The organism is Telluria sp. RT2P19, from assembly GCF_059685725.1.
On sequence record NZ_JCASIL010000005.1, the window covers coordinates 239,576 to 257,344 of the forward strand.

Sequence of the window (17,769 nt, forward strand, 5' to 3'; positions counted from 1 at the left end):
CGATGTTGTTGTAAAAAACGGCATCGTACACCGGGAACGCGCACCCGGTTCGAGTAAAGCGTCTAGTCGGCCGCGCTCAACGCCGCTTGCCGCCGCCCTGCTTGCCGCCCGGCCTGCCGCCTTGCCGTTTGCGCGCCGCTGAATTCTGCTGCTGCAAGATCGCATCGACCCGCTCCGCGGCCTCGCGCGCCAGCTCCTGGGCCAGTTCGATGCTGGGGAAGTATTCCGGCTCGCGGTAGCCCAGCCAGGCATACGCCGAATACACGCGGCAGGTATCCTCGACTTCTTGGAGGTTCATGGTGAACAGGTGCTGTGGATTCGGGTTCGGCTGCAGCTTGACCACCTTCTTCTTGGCCAGCGACAGCGCCCAGTGTTCCCAGGCGCTTTGCAGCACCGGCACGCGGCTCGAGATCGGCACCAGCGACAGCATGAACTTCTCGGCCACCGACAGCGGCAGCGTGTCGAGCCATTCGGCGCGCTCGTTCTGTTCCTCGGTAATGCGCGGATAGAAGAAGCCGTCCGGCACGTCGATATTGTGGACGAAGCGCCTCAAGAGCTTGACCAGCGAGGTCTCGCCCGTCACCGCCGAGATGCGGTGCAGCTGCTCGAGCGACGGCGCGACCGCGAAGCCGGTGGCGGCCACCGGCGGAATCTTCTCTTTCATGAGTGCGCGCATCACATGGTGGGTGTCGTCGTCATAGCCGGCGACGAAACCCTCCTCGTGCACGCCATAGCGCCCTGCCCGGCCCGCGATCTGCTTGGCCAGCGCCGCCGGGATCTCTTCTTCCTCGACGCCGTTGTACTTGACCGTGGTGGTCATCACGATGCGCTCGATCGGCATGTTCAGGCCCATCGCCAGCGCATCGGTGCCGACCACGATGTCGGCCTGTCCTTCACGGAAACGCTCGGCCTGGGCGCGGCGCACCTCGGGCGACAGGTTGCCGTACACAGTCGCCACCGACAGGCCCTTCTCGGTGATCATGTCGCGCCACATCAAGACTTCGCGCCGCGAGAAGCAGATCACGGCGTCGCCACGACGCAGGTTCGACAGCTTGCGCACGCTGTTCGGTTCCATCGACAGTGGCCCCATGCGTTTCAACACATGGACTTCGAGCGGCACTTCCAGGCGCTCGGCCAGCGCCTCGATCGCGCGCCGCGCTTCCGGGGCGCCGACCAGGTACACGACGTTGGCCGGCGCCCCGACCACGGCGGTGGTCCAGGCGGCGCCGCGGTCACGGTCGGCCAGCATCTGGATCTCGTCGATCACGGCCACTTCGACCGGCGTCTTGGTGTCGAGCATCTCGACCGTGCTGGCGACGTGGGTCGCGCCCTCTTCCGTGCGCCGTTCCTCGCCCGTGATCAGGCTGACCTTGATCGGCTCGCCATGCGGCCGCGCGGCCTGCAGGCGCTCGTAGTTCTCCAGCGCCAGCAGGCGCAGCGGCGCCAGGTAGACGCCGCTGCCGGCCTTGGCCAGCGCTTCCATCGCGCGGTGGGTCTTGCCCGAGTTGGTGGGCCCCAGCAGGGCGATGAACTTGCGCTGCATGCGGCTGGCGACCTCGAACGAACGCGGATACTCGGCCAGGTTGATGCTCTCCTTGGTGCGCGCCGCGTGACGCTCTTCGGACTCGCGCTCGACCGCGTGGGTCAGGCGCTGCGAGATGCGCTGGAACACGTATTCGGCCGGCTCCGAGGTTTCCAGCTCGTCGAGCACGTCGAGAAATAGCATCGGGTCCCAGCCGAATTCGTCGGCGTCTTCTGCGATGTCGCGCACGAATTCCTCGGTCTCGGCATGCAGGCGCTGGAGGTCCGCTTCGCCCGTGCGTTCCTCGATCAGCTCGCGCCGCGCCAGCAAGTCCATCTTGCGCCACTTGCTCGGCTTGGCCAGCACGCCGCGGCCCGGCACCAGGCGGTAGGGCACGCGCAGTCCCTCGTACTGGATCTCGCCCGAGAAACGCAGGAAGACGCGGCCTTCCATCTTGACCAGTTCGATGCCGCGCGCGGCCAGGCCGAGTTCTCGCTCGAGGAAAGCGTCGTCGGTCTCGGTATTGTCTGAAGGCAGATTATCTTGGTAGTTACTCATGATGAATGCGTCAAAATCGCTTGCCGCCACTATAGCGCGTAAGCGGCCGACGCATGGTCCGTCAGGCGTCCCGACCTTTCACGAGTTCATGGCTTCGTCCAGCCATCCCGTGACCCGCCGATCATCAGCTTGACCCGCCGCCCCCGCCTCCCAGGCGCTCGGTGTCACGGTGCCCGCCATTGCGGTGCGGTCCGGCGCAATAGACGACGAACAGCATGTCCATGGATAGTCGCGCAGCTTGGCCTCGACCAGCTCCGCATGCACGTCGGCGCAATCGGCCTCGTATGTGAAGGCCGCGCTGCGATGCGCCAGCGTCCTGTCGCTCGGTGCCGCCGGGACCGCGGAATCGGGTGACGTCATGGTGACCGCTCCCCGTTGAAAGAGCCCGCAGTGTGGCAGCAGAGGAGGGGCGAAGGCAGGGCCGGGATGACGGAAACTGGTAACAACGCGCCATGCCCCATTCCGTCGCCATCCTCGCCTACGACGGCCTGTGCACCTTTGAATTCGACTGCGCGGTGGCGTTGTTCGCCCTCGAACGCCCGTAGCCCGGCATTCCCTGGTGCGCGCATGCGGTGTGCGCCGTGGAAGCCGGCCCGCTGCGCGCGCTGGGCCCATTGGCCTGGCCGGTGCGCGAACGGGTCGCGCTGGCGGAAGGTTGCTGGAAACGCGGCCAGGCCTGGCGATCGACACCGTCGCCGATCTGGCCGGACTGGGTTTGCCCAAAAGCGCTGCGGCGCCATTTCAGGATACAGGGCCTGCCATCACCGAGCCGTTATCGCAAGCCTGGCCGGGCGGGCGCCTAAGCCTCAATACCTGCTTCGTACAAGCTGCTCGCCCCCAGCTATTGGCCACTGATGCGCATATCGATGTCGTATTCACGCATATAGTCCATCACGCCGGGATATCGTCGCGCTACTGCACCGTCTTCTCATGGGTTGGAATTTTTTCCAGATGCAACGTTTATCTGTGACGGCTCAATTTTGGTCGTTTCCAATCTGCCACGATGCTTTTGCTGGACTGCCGTCGAACCGACCAGACAGCGGCCAGCATGGAGTTTGGTGTCGATCGAAAGGACCAGCTATGGCAGATCATTTGGCTGAAAGTTTTGGACTGGCTCTACCAGCGTTCGGCGCAAGTCGTCCGCTGGGATTGGGGCTTGGCTGCGCCGACGGCGTCCGTGACGATGTACTGGTACCGCAAAGGGTGATCGGACAGGAATCCGTATGCGGCGGTTTCGAGTACCGCATTCTATGCGTAGCGTATAGCGCAACGCTTGCCTTGCAGGGTTTTATCGGCGTACCCGCTGAGCTTCGCATAGTGACCGATAAGGGACATCTGCGGCGTATTTGTGGAATAGTCACCGAGGCGGCGTCCGGCCAGAGCGATGGTGGTCTTGCGACCTACCAGGTGGTCATGCGGGATGCATTATCGGTAATGGAAAGCCGGATCAACACCCGTATATTTCGCAATCTGAACGAACTGGAAGTCATCAAGCGACTGGTAGTTGAATGGCATGAGCGCAATTCCGTACTACGTGCGACCTTTGAACTGCAGATCGACCCCGGGCTCGAAAACGCGCTCGCGAAGCGCGAATTCACCATGCAACACAACGAGTCCGATGCTGCCTTCATCCGGCGCTTGCTCCAGCGTCGCGGTATTGCCTGGTTTTTCAAGTACGGTCTGCCGGACGCCCTCACACGGCAGCGCCAACAGCAGACGCCGATCGGACACACGCTGTTCCTATTCAAAGATGCCCGTCATCTGCAGCGAAACAACGCAGGTTGCATACGCTTTCATCGGGATGCCGGTACGGAGCAGTACGATGCCATCACCGGCTGAAGCGGCGTGCATACCCTGCAACCGGGCAGTGCTGCTATCCACAGTTGGGATTACAAGAATCCATCCGGTGCCGTGTTCATGGAAACGGATACGCAATCACAGATCGACCATGGCGAACTTGGGAATCTGCTTGCTGCCAACCTGGAAGACTACGAAGTCGCCGCGCCCCACTTGGGCGACAGCGCGCGCGACCTGGCCGAGCTGGGTGAATCGCGAATGGCCCATTACGAGTATGAAGCCAAGAGCTTTCACGGCGAAGGCGGGGTGCGCGACCTGGCGGTGGGTGAATGGTTCAGTCTTGAAGGCCATCCAGAAGTCGATACCCACGTCAGGGAGCAACGTGAGTTCGTCATTACGGCGCAGCAGATTATGGCGCAAAACAATCTACCGGTCCAAATCGGCAGCCGCGTCGAACGTCTGTTCAACCGCAGCGGCTGGGGCCAGGGAGATTATGCGGTCTTCTCCGATAACGACGGGGAGCCGATCCGTTACAAGACCAGCTTCCGCTGTGTTCGCCGTGGCATACGAATCGTACCTCCGCGCGCCAAGGCGCCACGTCCAGCGCTGCAGACCGCAATTGTCGTCGGCCCGGCGAATGAGCAGATCTGGTGTGACGAAATGGGTCGCGTCAAGATCCGCTTCCCGGGGACGCGCCCACGAGACCATGCTCACGCCAATGGCGCCGGCAGCTCCGATTCCGACGCCGATTCGGCCTGGGTACGTGTGGCTTCCAGTTGGGCCGGCAACGGTCATGGCGCCGTCACCCAGTGTGGCGCGCGCCTGCTCCCCCTAGTGGGCACGGAGGTACTCGTCGATTGGGCCGGCGGGGACCCGGACAAGCCAGTCATCATCGGCCAACTGTACAACGGCAGTGGCCCACCTCCCGTGTTCCGGCATGAGGGGGAATTGCCGAACACCAGATACCAGTCGGGGATCCGCTCACGTGAGGTTCGCGGCGACCGCGGCAACCAGCTGCGGCTGGACGACACGACCGGCCAGATCAGCGCGCAACTGGCGAGCGATCATGCGGCAACGGAAATCAATCTTGGCTACCTGACCGAACCACGCCGGGATGGCGGCGCAGCCCCACGTGGCGAAGGCGCGGAGCTGCGCAGCGACGAAGCGATCGCGTTGCATGCGGCAAAGGGTATCCTGTTGAGTACATGGAAGCTGTTGGGAGGAGCGAGCGCCAGGGGAGGCCAGCTCGCGCGCGACGACTACCTGGAACTATTACGCGAATGTGGCGAACTATGCACTGCGCTCGGAGACTATTCGGCCGAGCACAACGGCATGCCAATCGACTCCACCGAACAGGATGCGCTGCTGACACGCTTCAGAAAGTGGGAAGACGGCAGCAACACCGCGCCCAAGGCATCCGAGCCAGCTGAACCGGTCATCGGCATCACGTCTCCATCGGGTATCGGATTCGCTAGCTCGAAAGCCATCGTCAGCTACTCTGCCCGAAACATCGACACCGCGGCGAAACAGCATCTGCAGATGACGGCCGGCCAGCGCTTCAGCGTGAATGCGGGAAAAGGCATTTCCCTGTTCGCCCAGAACGATGGCCTTACCGGCATTGCCCATTTCGGCAAGCTGCTGCTTCAGAGTCAGCACGACGACACCGACATCAACTCAGCCAGGAATCTGCAGGTAAGCGCCACCGAAGGCACGATCACACTATCTGGCAAGGTCGTCCTCCTGGTGGCGCAAGACGGTTCGTTTCTGAAATTAGGCGATGGTCCGGTTGTCCTGGGGAGCAAGCACGCGCTCAGGTTTCACGCACCGGACTTCCTGTACGAAGAACCCGAGAGCATGGCACCCCAATTCCCGAAGTTTGACGAAGGTGGTGCCGACCAGAAGCTCGAGGTGCGCTATCCAGCCGGTACTCCGTTGGAAAATGGCGGCAAGCCACCGGGTGCTAACGTCAAGGACGCCATGCTGGAAATCGGGCTTAGTGACGGCACCCATCTGAGAACACGAAGCGCCGCCGATGGCAAATCCGTGCTCATCGAACGCGACGCCATGCATATCGCCGAAGTCATCCTGATGCGTGGTGGCGACCAATAGCCCAGTCCGGAGGCGGCATATGACAGACTCGACAAAGAAGACCTACCCGAAGCCTGCATACGTGGCAGGCTACGCGTGCACGACGTTATTGAACAAGCGCGCGTCCGACAAGATCATCGAACATCCGCGCGACAAGCCCGGAAATATCATCATCGTGCATGGCGTGAACGACGTCGGTACCGGCTACGGTGAAGTAGAGGAAGGGCTGTGCGCCGGTCTCGAACAACGCCTGTCACGCCGTTTCCAAGCTGCAAAATATTCGGCGCCGGCCGATAAGAGCGAGGTAGTCGACGATCCAGATGCAACCTATTTCAAGCGCAAGATAACGACCGGCACCGACAGCCCGGCCATTCCATTCTATTGGGGCTTTCGCGAACTCGGCACGCACACACGAACCGTCAACGGCCAGAAGACCGACCGTTACGGCACACGCCTGGACAAGGATTTATCAAAGGGCGGAGGACCATTTGCCAACGCGACAAGCACCCTGCCCGACATGTGGAACCGCGGCGTCGGCGCGCCTGCTGACCTCATCCGTGACCCGTTGCGGCCGCTGAAGGATGGCCCGGGCCGCATGTACATGGTGCTCGCGGCGCGGCGCCTGGCTGCATTGATCGCCATGATTCGCAGTTACGAGCCGAACGACACGGTTACCGTCGTCGCCCACAGTCAGGGATGCCTGCTGAGCTTGCTCGCCCAGGCATTTTTGATGGAACTGGGCGAACGCACGGCCGATACGCTCATCCTGACGCATCCTCCATACAGCCTCGAGGAAGACCTGGACTGGACTGCCGATATCGCCAATTTCTTTGCTGGCGGCAAAGATGCAGCGATGGAGCCGCATTACCACCGTATTGCCGGGCCTCAGAGCTTACATGGCAGGTTGCAGACCTTGGTTAACATCATTCACGGTGTCGTCAAAGGGAAAACAGATTTTCCCGTCTTCGCGAAGATCAGTGAAGCGGACTGCGGCGGCATGGTCGAGGGACGCTGGAAGTCCGAGAGCGATCGCGATAACCGGGGCAAGGTCTATCTCTATTTCAGCCCAGAAGACATGACGGTCGCTCTCGAAAACATGAAAGGGATTGGCTGGCAGGGCGTTCCTGACCACATTCAGGGAACCGAAGCAAAGCAGGTGCAGGTGAAACGCAAACTCGGCCGGGGGAGCGACTATGATGTCGTGACACGGACAGAGTGGGTGCGTTCTACTGTCACGCGCATGCCGCTCAAGGAACTCGGGGACGGCTTCCGCCAGCGCGTTTTCACGTCGAAGCAGCGACAGGACCCGCGTACGCGCAAGACCGTACCGGTACTGGTCGGGCAAGCACCCCATGATTTCGCCTTACGCATCGAAGGCGAGGATGACCACGCTCATGTTCAAAAAAGTGCACGCGCATTCCGGGCATCGCTGCCGGTGGCGAAATGGCCGCTCGAGCAGGCAGTCAAATTCGAAGATCAGTGCCATGGGATTCGGCGGATCACCGGCGAACTTCTGCATAAGCCCTGCAAGGCGGACATGCGCGGCAACCAGATCGACGCTGACAAGGTGCCAGCACACTCTTACCACTCGAAGCTCAGCGCGGCAGAGCGCGGCCCTTGCGAGGAAATCGATCCCATCACGGCGGCGATCGCGATTGCCAGCGAGCGCGGTATGCGCGTCCATCCCGAAGTGCGGCCGGACCCGGCGGGGAGTGTCAATTATCCGGCCGTCCAGCAACCGCTTTATCGTCCCGATCTGGACCGCATCGAGTCGGCATACAACGCCGAAAAGAATCCGAAAGGCACTACTGAAGAGAACAAGTTCACCGTCGTCCGCGCGATGCGCTACCCCGATGGCAAGGTCGTTGCCTGGCTACGCGAAAGCCCGAATGCGGCGCGCAAGCGCTGGCAGCAGGAGTTCAGCGCCAAGTCCTTTCATAGCGCCATCTTTGACAGTCGCAACAACCATCGGCAGGTAACGGCCTACGACGTTGCTATTGGAAGCGGCAAGGCGTGTAGCGATCCGAAGTTTTACGCTTACCTGTGTGCGGTAGGGGATTGGCGGTTGAAACAACCAGAGAAACCTAGTGACAAGCCACGGCCAAGCACACTGACTTGGGAAAACTTTCTTAAACAATTCAGTATCTACTACGAATGCGAGCCGCAATGGCGGCGCGAGCTTATCGAAGGGAACATGAAGTACTACAGCTTGGGTCAATTACCGTCCTGCCTGCCCTTTTTGATGGGTTCACTGTCAAATATCATCATCTCCGAAATGGTTGGAGGACCGATCACCCGGCCATCCCTGCTAAAGGAGAAGCCATGAGCAGTCCTGTCCTCGTAGGTGACTTGGTAGTCAAGCGGCCCAAAACTTGGCGGTATGTTGCCGGCGCAGCTGCCGTGTATCCGCTGCTGTTAGTACTGTGGTTAATCTACGATTTCAGATTTTTTAACCCGGAACTGCTGAATCTTGATATGGAGACGACGATGGACAAAATGCGGTGGTTCGGGATACCCCTGATAGTTGTCATCGTTATGTTTGGCAGCAGTTGGCAAGTAGCGTCTTTCAAGGCGGATGCACGCGAAAGCGCATGGCAGCACAAGATCCACCAGCTCAAGCAACTAGAGGCAGCGGCAAACAACGCACAAGCCCGACGTGAATATGTACTGGAAGTACTTGGTTTGGGCGTCACGGTCGAAAAATATCGACAAGGGAAGCTATGGGATATTCTGCAAAAGGGAACGTCATTCACCAGCATCCGTGAGCAGGACCCTAACAAGTACGAGTGGAGCTCGTTCGACAAGACAGGAGTCAGCGGCGCACGTGCGTGCGATGCACTAGAAAATGGCGTCGAGTCTTCTCCGATGTTCTGGGGCGTGCCATCTTTCTATGCAGGCGGCCCAATCAATCACCCAGCATATCAACCTAGCGAAATTTCTCCTGAGCCAGGACTCGCTGCAAGTGCAGAAGGGACAGGAATGGCTTGGCATTTATTCGCCACCGGACCATGGGCTCTCGGCGAACGTCCCGATCAGTTGCTAGAGCAAGTGTTCGAATTCTTCGACGCTCATCCTGACCTTCCCTATATTGTCTTGCTGGCTGACGACAGCAGCGCCACGCGGGACTCCCTTGCCGCACCGGGCACTCCTCCGCAGATAAGAGATGGACACTACATTCCTGAAATGCCCGACGCTACGGCTGTATTCGTGCTGGCCCGGCGCGAACGAGTTGAGCCGCTGCGTCCCTACATATGGGATGATCCAGATAATGACTACCTGCAGGAGAACCTGCGGATGATGTATTACAGGCTGAAGGAAACTGTGCCTACGCCAGCAAAGCTGGCCAAACCGGACGAGCTTCAGATTGGTCGCTTGCCGACTGTTTCCGAATGGCTTGCCGCAGCCGCCATCTTTGCCAAGCGCCCAGTATTCGACCAGGAACAACCCAACATCTCGCTTGCGGCCTTTCGTCGTTGGCTCAACGATCCGCCAAAGGACTGGCAGCCTACCCCGTGGTTCCCAGTCCCGTGGAACCGCAACCAGATGGAAGCCTTCGACAAGCTGCCAACGCTCGGCTTCATCCACCGCCCCGTCTTCGTCAAGTTCGAGGACGAGCACGGGCAACCGGTCAAGCGGCGCGACGCACGTCAGAAAATCCTGGAAGCTGGCTGGATGGAGGCCCTGCAAACATTGCCGGCTATCGAACGTGAAAAAGGCCCGGCCCGGATCATCGGGGCCTTTGGCAAACAGGCCGAACAGCAGATCGCCTTCGAAACCACGCTGCACAACTACGCCGTGCAGGGAGGGCCGGAGCTCGACACCAGCAAGACCGCACAGTTCATCAATACCGATCATCGCTTCGGCAACACCGGTGCCAGCACTTTCTTCGTGCAGATGGCCGTCGGCGTCATGGGAAGTTACTACGAAGGCGGCGTGTCGGCGGCCGTGAACCTGCGCGACCCGACGGGCGCCAGCATTGTCTTCATCAGCCCGCCAACGGAAAAAGCGCGCGAAGCGCAAAAACATCGGGACCTTTTCCAGCATCAGGTCACACCAGCAATCGCACCTGAGAACTACAAGCCGCCGACGGTAGGCGCGATTCTCAACGAAAGCAGCATGTTGTAGCTCACCTGGAGACGAACATGCGCAAGGTGATTCGATTGGGCGATTCCACATCCCATGGCGGCAAGGTCATCAGCACCAACGCCACACATGTCAACATTGGAGGAATCCCGGTCGCCTGCGTCGGCGATACATGCACCTGCCCCATTCCCGGACACACGGAATGCACGATTGTCAGCGGTTCGCCCCGCCATCGCATCAAGGGCGTCCCGATCGCTTTCGAGGATGACGTCACCAGTTGTGGTGCCAAGCTCATAGCGAGCATGGATAGCTTTAAAACAAACGGATAACGCAGATCACTCGACCAAAAAAGGGATGGCGAACCATCCCTTGAGATATCGCGATGCGCAATCGCTCAAGCCGCCACGCCCGCGTTATGCGCCTGCTGGTCGGCGTGATACGACGAACGCACCATCGCGCCCACGGCGGCGTGCACGAAGCCCATTTCGTAGGCTTTCTCTTCGAACATCTTGAAGACGTCCGGGTGCACGTAGCGGCGCACCGGCAGGTGCGAGTTGGTCGGCGCCAGGTACTGGCCGATGGTGAGCATGTCGATATCGTGCTCGCGCATGTCGCGCATGACTTGCAGGATCTCTTCGTCGGTCTCGCCCAGGCCGACCATCAGGCCCGACTTGGTGACCGCGTTCGGGTACTTCTTCTTGAAGTCGCGCAGCAGCACCAGCGAGTGGGTGTAGTCGGCGCCCGGGCGCGCTTCCTTGTACAGGCGCGGCACGGTTTCCAGGTTGTGGTTCATCACGTCCGGCAGGCCATCGGCGAAGATGTTCAGCGCCTTCTCGAGGCGGCCGCGGAAGTCCGGCACCAGCACTTCGATCTTGGTGTTCGGGCTCAAGGCGCGGGTCTTCTGGATACACTCGACGAAGTGGCCGGCGCCGCCGTCGCGCAGGTCGTCGCGGTCGACCGAGGTGATCACGACATACGACAGGCGCAGGTCGGCGATGGTCTTGGCCAGGTTGCCCGGCTCGTTGACGTCCAGCGGGTCAGGGCGGCCGTGGCCGACGTCGCAGAACGGGCAGCGGCGGGTGCACTTGTCGCCCATGATCATGAAGGTCGCGGTGCCCTTGCCGAAGCATTCGCCGATGTTCGGGCAGCTGGCTTCCTCGCATACCGTCACCAGGTTGTTGGCGCGCAGGATGTCCTTGATCTCGTAGAAGCGCGACGAGGCGGTGGCCGCCTTGACGCGGATCCAGTCCGGCTTTTTCAGGCGCTCGACGTCCGCGATCGGCACGATCTTGATCGGAATGCGCGACGTCTTGCTGGCGCCTTTCTGCTTTTCGCTGGCGTTGTAGGCGGATGCGGAGGCGATGCCGGTATCGATTTCGGAAGTCATTTGGCTCGTTGCCCTTCAGGGGGGTCAGTTGGTTTGTTCGGTTGGACGCTGTTGGGTACCAGCGACTGGCCGAGATGCTCGGTCAAGGCCCTGGCCAGCGCCTGCTGGACATCGGCCAGCGGCGCGTCGACGCCCATGGTGCGCATGTCGACCGTGGCCAGCCCGGAATAGCCGCACGGGTTGATCCAGGTGAACGGGGCCAGGTCCATGCCCACGTTCAGCGACACGCCGTGATAGGTGCAGCCGTTGCCGCGCACCTTGAGGCCGAGCGCGGCGATCTTGGCGCCCTTGCGCGGGCCTTCGGCGATATAGATGCCGGGCGCGCCGGCGATGCGCTCACCGGCAAGATTATACGCCGCTAATACGTCGATGACCGCCTGTTCGATTTTTTCCACAAACTGGCGTGCGTACAGCTTGCCGCCTGGCTTGTTGCGGCGCAAGTCCATCAACAGGTAGATCACGACCTGGCCCGGGCCGTGGTAAGTCACCTCGCCGCCGCGGTCGGTCTGGACCAGCGGCACGCCGTGCGGCGCCAGCACATGGCCCGGATCGGCGCCCAGTCCCAGCGTGAACACGGGCGGGTGCTCGACGATCCACAGCTCGTCGCGCGTCTCGGGCGTGCGCGCGTCGGTGAAGGCGCGCATAGCGGCGAACGTGGGTTCGTAGTCGGCGCGGCCGAGCTCACGGACCAGCGGAGAAGCGGGGTGGATCAAGGACATGGAATCAGGACGAGGCATCGGGCCGTAGTGTGGACAGCCTCGTGATTATAAGCCAGGGCGATGGGCCGTGCCCGCCGATGCGGCAGGCACGGCCTGCTTGACCGTGTGACAACAGCGCTTACAACACCATCTTGACCATCGGATGGGTCGACAGGGTGCGGTACACCTCGTCGAGCATCTCGCGGCTGGTGGCGGTGACGGTGACGGTCAGGCCGGTGTAGTTGCCCTGGGCCGAAGGACGGGTTTCCAGCTTGCCTTCATGGAAACTCGGGTCCAGCTGGGTCACCAGCGCGACGATGGTCGGAGCGAAATCGATGTGGGTCGCACCCATCACCTTGATCGGGAACTCGCTCGGGTATTCGATGAGGGATTCTTTGGGGTCCATAAATCAATCCTGTGTAAAAGCGCCTGTGCAAAGGCGCATTGTAGCCAAAGCCGGGGATTTCCTCAGCGCCGCTGTCAGTATCCCCTTCAGCGTTCCTGGATCTGCCGGCCACGCGAATCGGTATGGGCGCGTGGATTGTTGTCGCCGCGCGGCGCGAAGGCGGGCGCGGAGGGCTGCGGGCGTGGTGGTGGCGGCGCGACCATTTGCGGCGGCGGGGATGGACGCTGCGGCGGCGCGGCCACCATCGGCGGCGCAGGCGGGCGCGGTTCAGGACGTGACTCCGGACGCGGCATCGGCCGCGGTTCAGGCCGCGAAAACGCCGGCGCCGGCGTCGTTGACAGCACCGGCGGCCGTTGCTGCTGCTGTTGCTGCATGCGTTCGGCCCGCTCGCGCATCCGCTCGCGCTGTTCGCGCTGGTCGCGGTCGCGCTGGAAGCCCAGGCGGTCGGCCTGCAGGCGGTTGTCCAGGTCGCGCTGCATGCGATCGCGTTCGTCCTGGCGGCGCTCCTGCTGCTGCGCGCGTTCGCGCGCCAGGCGCTCGTTGCTCTCGCGCTGGCGCGCCATCAGGTCGGCGTCGCCCCGGCCGCGATCGGCCCCGAAGCGGTCTTGCGCGACCCGGTCTTGCGTGACCCGGTCTTGCGCGACCCGGTCTTGCGTCACGCGTCCGGACTCCAGGCGCACCGGCCGGCGGTCGAGCAGGTCGCGCCGCTCATCGTTCCGATCGCGCAAGGCGGCGCGCGCCACCAGCGGCGGCGGCGGGGCGCTGCCTTGTCCACGCGGCACCGCCAGCTGCGGACGGTCCGGGCGCGGCGCCCTGGGCACGAGCACGGGCCCGCGGCCGCCGAAGTGCTCGCGCGGCACCACGGTCAGGCCGTGATGCTGGCCAGGACGGTTCTGGGCGGCGCGGCGGGTGGCGTGGCGCCAGTCGTTCAGGCGGCGCAGGCGCTCGTCCGACAGTCGGTAGCCGGGCACGTAACGGTCGTGGGGGCTGAGCGGATACCAGCCGTGCGCGTGCAACTGCTGCGCGCCGAAGCCGACGCTCCAGTTGCCGCCGCCGACCCAGCCGACCAGCGCCGGCGCCCACACCGGCCGCCGCTCGAGGCGGCCCGGGGCCCAGGCCCAGCGATTGTGCACCTGCACCCAGCGGCCGTAGTGGAACGGCGCATAGCCCCACGGCGCGTTGTCGACCCAGGTCCAGCCCCACGGCGCGATATAGCTCCACTGGCCGTCGCGGTAGGGCGTCCAGTCGGCTGCCACGGTGGTCGGCGTCCACAGGCTGCCGTAGTCTGAGCTGGTGCTCCAGCTGCCGTAGCGGTCCAGCTCTTCGTAGCCGGTCATCTCGGTGCCGATGTGGCGCGACGACTGCTCGGCCACCAGGGTCTGGTCGCGCGTTAGCGCCCAATCATCGAATGCGTCGCGTCGCGCCTGCAGGGTGCGCACGTCGTCGTCGCGCACCTCTGCGCTGCGGCCGGTGCGGATCGTGAGGCTGGCGCCGGCGCCGTCGGCCTGGGCTTCGCCATCGAGCACGCTCACCAGGCTGGTGTCGGGCTCGCGGTCGGCGTCCACCCGCAACCGGCCCGGTTGCGTCAGGCGCACCGTGGCCTGGGCCGTGCGCAGCTCGAATTCGGGCACGACGTCGCTGTTCATCACGCGAATGCTGGCGCTGCCGAAGTGCAGGCGCAGGCGCAGGCTGTCGTCGTCCAGTTCGGTGAACTCGAGCGCGCTGTCGCCGTCCAGGCGGATCGACGTGGAGCCGACGCGGATCTCGGTGCGCGCGCCGGGCGCGGTAGTGATCAGGCTACGCGTGGTGATCGGCCAGTTGACCACCGCGGCGCTGCTCTCGGCCCCGCCTTCGGTCCCGATGGCGCCGCCGATCTCGACCTGGCCCTGGACCAGCGAGACACGGCCGACGCGGCCCGGCGGCTCGGTCTCCAGCACGCCGGCGCCCTGGACCTGGCCGGAAGGATCGGTTTGCAGCACGGTTTGCGCGGGTGCACACGTGGAAAACACGGCCAGCGCGAGCAGGGCGGCGGTGGGGGCGAAACGTTGGGTCATGACAGGCTCCGGAAAGGAACGCGGACGGGATGGGCCAGCCTCATTACAACGCTCGAGCTTCCGCGTGGACAACGCGGGTTACACAAAGTTGCATCTGCCGGCATACGGAAATATAAGCCGGCGCGACCTGTGTCAGGCCGCCTGGCGCTTGACGAAGAAGAGCATCGAGCCGATCACCACCAGCACGCCGCCAAACACGCGGTTCTGCAGGCGCATGTGGCGCGGATCGCGCATGAAGCGCTGCATCGAGGCGGCCAGGGCGGCATAGCCATGCATCACGATCGAATCGATCGCCACCATGGTCACGCCCAGGATCGCCAGCTGGGTGAGCAGCGGCGCATCCTTGGAGATGAACTGCGGCAGCACCGCGACCATGAAGATGATGCCCTTCGGGTTGGTGGTATTGGTCAGGAAACCGGTCAGCACGCGCTTGCCGAAGGACGGGTGGGCTTCCAGGCCGGCGGTCGACGCCGTCGGGCCGGGCGCCGGGGCCGCGCGCCACTGGCTGATGCCGAGGTAAATCAGGTACAGCGCGCCGATCACCTTGACGGCGGTGAACGCGACCGAGGACGCCAGCAGCAGGGACCCGACGCCGGCGCCGGCAATCACCAGCACCAGCACCAGGCCCAGTTGCAGGCCGAGGACGGTCGCGCTGGCCTTCTTGAGGCCATAGGCCAGGCCATGCGACATCGACAGGACCGCGCCGGAACCGGGCGAAATGGCGATCAGGGAACCGGCAATGACGAAGGCGATCCAGGTGGCGAAGCTCATGGCGGCGAAAAAATGAAAAGGACTGCGGGGGAGGGGGTACGGCAGGACATCGAACTTGCGACAACTTCAGCCAGCGCGCGCGACCCGCGAACGGGGCGCGACGCCAGGCCGGATACTGATTACTTCTTCTTGGTCGGGTTGACCGCTGCCTTCAGGGTCGCGCCAGCCGAGAAACGCGGGCTCTTCGACGCCGCGATCTTGATCACTTCGCCGGTTGCAGGGTTACGGCCCTTGCGTGCGGCGCGCTTGGTCACCGAGAAGGTGCCGAAGCCGGTGATGCCCACCGTGTCGCCCTTTTTGAGGCGCTCGGTGATGATCTCGATGATGGTGTTCACGGCGTCGCCAGCGGCTGCGCCCGACATCTCGGTGCGCTTCGCGAATTCTGCGATCAGTTCGCCTTTTTTCATAAATCCCTCCGGGGTTAAAAGAGCGGGAAGATTAGCATAAATATTGCTATGTGTAATGCCGCGCCCAGAGGGAAATTCGAAAGGAAGCCTTATGCGACGCCAGATTCGATGACCGGGCCACCCAGGCGGTTGCGCAGCGCGGCGTTGATCAGGGTCTGGTAGCCGGTGCCGCAACGCTCGGACAGGTTGCGAAATTCGTTGAGTACTTCGTCGTCGAGATAGATCGTGATGCGGGTCTTGCGTTTCGGTGGACGCGCGCGGCGGACGGGAGCGGCGACGGCGACGGGAGCGGCAGGCTGGATCGAATCGGTATTCATGGAATGATCTCCTTCGTTGGGGGGACGAGGCTGCAGTACCGCAACCTTCAGCGTGGACTATACGTACGCGAACCGGAAGTCGCCCGGTAAAAGCGACGGGATGCAGATTTCCGGGGATGAAGCGCAAAAAGCCGCGCCGAACGGCGCGGCGAAGCGTGTAGCCGCCGTTTCACGCCTCGGTTAATATCGTGTCAACTTACTATGAAGGAGCATCACCCATGGCTGGAGCCAGTTTATTCACCCTGTTGGACGATATCGCCACCATCCTCGATGACGTGGCGGCGATGAGCAAGGTCGCAGCCAAGAAGACCGCCGGCGTGCTGGGCGACGACCTGGCGCTCAATGCGCAGCAGGTCACCGGCGTGAAGGCCGACCGTGAACTGCCGGTGGTGTGGGCGGTGGCCAAGGGCTCGCTGGTCAACAAGGCGATCCTGGTGCCGGCCGCGCTCGCGATCTCGGTATTCCTGCCCTGGCTGATCACGCCGCTGCTGATGGTCGGCGGCGCCTTCCTGTGCTACGAGGGCTTCGAGAAGCTGGCCCACAAATACCTGCACAGCGCACAGGACGACGCGGCGCGCAAGGCCAAGCACAAGGCGGCCGTCGCCAACCCGCAGGTCGACATCGTGCAGATGGAAAAGGACAAGATCAAGGGTGCGGTGCGCACCGACTTCATCTTGTCGGCCGAGATCATCGTGATCTCGCTCGGCACGGTGGCCGGCGTGGCGCTCGGCCAGCAGGCGGCGGTGCTGGTCACCATCGCGGTGGCGATGACGATCGGCGTCTACGGCCTGGTGGCGGCCATCGTCAAGATGGACGACGCCGGCCTGCACCTGAGCCAGAGCCAGAACGGCGCCGCGCGTGGCCTCGGCAAGGGCCTGCTGGCGACTGCGCCACGCCTGATGAAGGTGCTGTCGGTGGTCGGCACCGCCGCCATGTTCATGGTCGGGGGCGGCATCATCGCGCACGGGATCGAAGCCGTGCATCACTTCTCGCAGGGAGTCGCCGCCTCGCTCACCGACATCCCGGCGGTGGGCCCGGTGCTGGCCGCCGTGGCGCCGATCGTGGTCGACGCGCTGGTCGGCGTGCTGGTCGGCGCCGTGGTACTGGCGGCCGTGATGCTGGTGCAGCGCCTGCGCGGCAAGAAGGCCGCCGCACACTGATGTCACTCCGGCGCGGGCGCTCGCTCGCGCCGATCGCCGTTTATTTCGGCGCTTCGTCCTTGCGCGTCAGGATGGCGCCGATCGCCAGCCCGATCGCAAACCCCGCATACACCACCCCCAGCGCATTGCGCGACAGGCGCTTCTCGTAGCCCGGCTGTAGCGACCTGGGCGTCAGCTTGTAGTCGGTGAAGGCGGCGAACGCCGACGTCGCCGCCGATGCCGCGGCGATGGCCATCGGATTCTTGCCGTCCATCACTCCCCCAAGGGTGCGTTCGAACACGAACGACCAGAAGGTGGCGCTGGCATGGTGGATCAGATAGCCCGGCACCGTGTAGCGCAGCGAGAAGCGGTCGCGGTAGCCTGCCTTCTTGCCATGCACATAGTGGCTGACCGCATTGGTCGGCGCGTAGGCGCTGCCTGTTTGAATCTTGCCGACCAGCGACATCGCCACCGTCGAGAGCACGCTCGACGTCGCACCGGAGATGAGTGCGCGCTGTAATGCCGTATTTTCCATACAATCC

Annotated in this window: 15 protein-coding genes and 1 pseudogene; 6 read left to right on the top strand and 10 right to left on the bottom strand. The window is 63.1% G+C overall.

What is annotated here, in order from left to right:
• Nucleotides 1-76: 76 nt before the first annotated feature.
• Nucleotides 77-2,080 carry a helicase-related protein gene (locus tag AC56KW_RS09225; protein ID WP_497170431.1) on the bottom strand — a complete coding sequence of 668 codons (2,004 nt, stop codon included), beginning with the start codon at nucleotides 2,078-2,080 and terminating at the stop codon, nucleotides 77-79.
• Nucleotides 2,081-2,158: 78 nt separating this feature from the next.
• Entirely contained in the window at nucleotides 2,159-2,440 is a 282-nt protein-coding gene (locus tag AC56KW_RS09230; RefSeq protein ID WP_497170432.1) for a hypothetical protein, read from the bottom strand.
• A gap of 720 nt (nucleotides 2,441-3,160) precedes the next feature.
• Between AC56KW_RS09230 and AC56KW_RS09235 the strand changes: the two are divergent.
• The 5 genes and pseudogenes from AC56KW_RS09235 to AC56KW_RS09255 all read left to right on the top strand — a co-directional run.
• Nucleotides 3,161-5,179, top strand: a pseudogene (locus AC56KW_RS09235) (type VI secretion system Vgr family protein); the annotation flags it as partial.
• 30 nt (nucleotides 5,180-5,209) lie between these two features.
• Entirely contained in the window at nucleotides 5,210-5,986 is a 777-nt protein-coding gene (locus AC56KW_RS09240) for a DUF2345 domain-containing protein (RefSeq protein ID WP_497170482.1), read from the top strand.
• 19 nt (nucleotides 5,987-6,005) lie between these two features.
• Nucleotides 6,006-8,291 (top strand): T6SS effector phospholipase Tle3 domain-containing protein, encoded by a 2,286-nt coding sequence (locus tag AC56KW_RS09245; RefSeq protein ID WP_497170433.1) that lies wholly within the window; start codon nucleotides 6,006-6,008, stop codon nucleotides 8,289-8,291.
• Nucleotides 8,288-10,090, top strand: a complete 1,803-nt coding sequence (locus tag AC56KW_RS09250) for a type VI lipase adapter Tla3 domain-containing protein (RefSeq protein ID WP_497170434.1) — start codon at nucleotides 8,288-8,290, stop codon at nucleotides 10,088-10,090. Before AC56KW_RS09245 ends, AC56KW_RS09250 begins: the two co-directional genes overlap by 4 nt.
• A 17-nt stretch (nucleotides 10,091-10,107) precedes the next feature.
• The gene (locus AC56KW_RS09255) at nucleotides 10,108-10,377 is read left to right on the top strand and encodes a PAAR domain-containing protein (protein WP_497170435.1); all 270 of its coding nucleotides are present in this window, start codon (nucleotides 10,108-10,110) and stop codon (nucleotides 10,375-10,377) included.
• Nucleotides 10,378-10,442: 65 nt separating this feature from the next.
• Here AC56KW_RS09255 and lipA read toward each other — a convergent pair whose 3' ends face one another.
• The 7 genes from lipA to AC56KW_RS09290 all read right to left on the bottom strand — a co-directional run bounded on the left by lipA (nucleotide 10,443) and on the right by AC56KW_RS09290 (nucleotide 16,088).
• Nucleotides 10,443-11,435 (bottom strand): lipoyl synthase, encoded by a 993-nt coding sequence (gene lipA, locus AC56KW_RS09260; RefSeq protein WP_497170436.1) that lies wholly within the window; start codon nucleotides 11,433-11,435, stop codon nucleotides 10,443-10,445.
• On the bottom strand, nucleotides 11,432-12,154 hold the full coding sequence (lipB, locus tag AC56KW_RS09265; protein ID WP_497170437.1) for a lipoyl(octanoyl) transferase LipB: 723 nt from the start codon (nucleotides 12,152-12,154) through the stop codon (nucleotides 11,432-11,434). The genes lipA and lipB overlap by 4 nt, the downstream gene beginning before the upstream one ends.
• A gap of 118 nt (nucleotides 12,155-12,272) precedes the next feature.
• The gene (locus AC56KW_RS09270; protein WP_497170438.1) at nucleotides 12,273-12,539 is read right to left on the bottom strand and encodes a DUF493 family protein; all 267 of its coding nucleotides are present in this window, start codon (nucleotides 12,537-12,539) and stop codon (nucleotides 12,273-12,275) included.
• A gap of 86 nt (nucleotides 12,540-12,625) precedes the next feature.
• The gene (locus AC56KW_RS09275; protein WP_497170439.1) at nucleotides 12,626-14,593 is read right to left on the bottom strand and encodes a DUF6600 domain-containing protein; all 1,968 of its coding nucleotides are present in this window, start codon (nucleotides 14,591-14,593) and stop codon (nucleotides 12,626-12,628) included.
• A gap of 132 nt (nucleotides 14,594-14,725) precedes the next feature.
• Nucleotides 14,726-15,364 carry a LysE family transporter gene (locus AC56KW_RS09280; protein ID WP_497170440.1) on the bottom strand — a complete coding sequence of 213 codons (639 nt, stop codon included), beginning with the start codon at nucleotides 15,362-15,364 and terminating at the stop codon, nucleotides 14,726-14,728.
• A 119-nt stretch (nucleotides 15,365-15,483) separates the two neighbouring features.
• Nucleotides 15,484-15,771, bottom strand: coding sequence for an HU family DNA-binding protein (locus tag AC56KW_RS09285; protein ID WP_005664253.1), 288 nt, complete (start codon nucleotides 15,769-15,771; stop codon nucleotides 15,484-15,486).
• An 89-nt stretch (nucleotides 15,772-15,860) separates the two neighbouring features.
• Nucleotides 15,861-16,088 carry a BrnA antitoxin family protein gene (locus tag AC56KW_RS09290; RefSeq protein WP_497170441.1) on the bottom strand — a complete coding sequence of 76 codons (228 nt, stop codon included), beginning with the start codon at nucleotides 16,086-16,088 and terminating at the stop codon, nucleotides 15,861-15,863.
• A 218-nt stretch (nucleotides 16,089-16,306) separates the two neighbouring features.
• Between AC56KW_RS09290 and AC56KW_RS09295 the strand changes: the two genes are divergently transcribed.
• On the top strand, nucleotides 16,307-17,248 hold the full coding sequence (locus tag AC56KW_RS09295) for a DUF808 domain-containing protein (protein WP_497170442.1): 942 nt from the start codon (nucleotides 16,307-16,309) through the stop codon (nucleotides 17,246-17,248).
• A 40-nt stretch (nucleotides 17,249-17,288) separates the two neighbouring features.
• Here the strand turns inward: AC56KW_RS09295 and AC56KW_RS09300 are convergent, their stop codons facing one another.
• Nucleotides 17,289-17,762, bottom strand: a complete 474-nt coding sequence (locus tag AC56KW_RS09300; protein WP_497170443.1) for a hypothetical protein — start codon at nucleotides 17,760-17,762, stop codon at nucleotides 17,289-17,291.
• Between the last annotated feature and the right edge of the window lie 7 nt (nucleotides 17,763-17,769).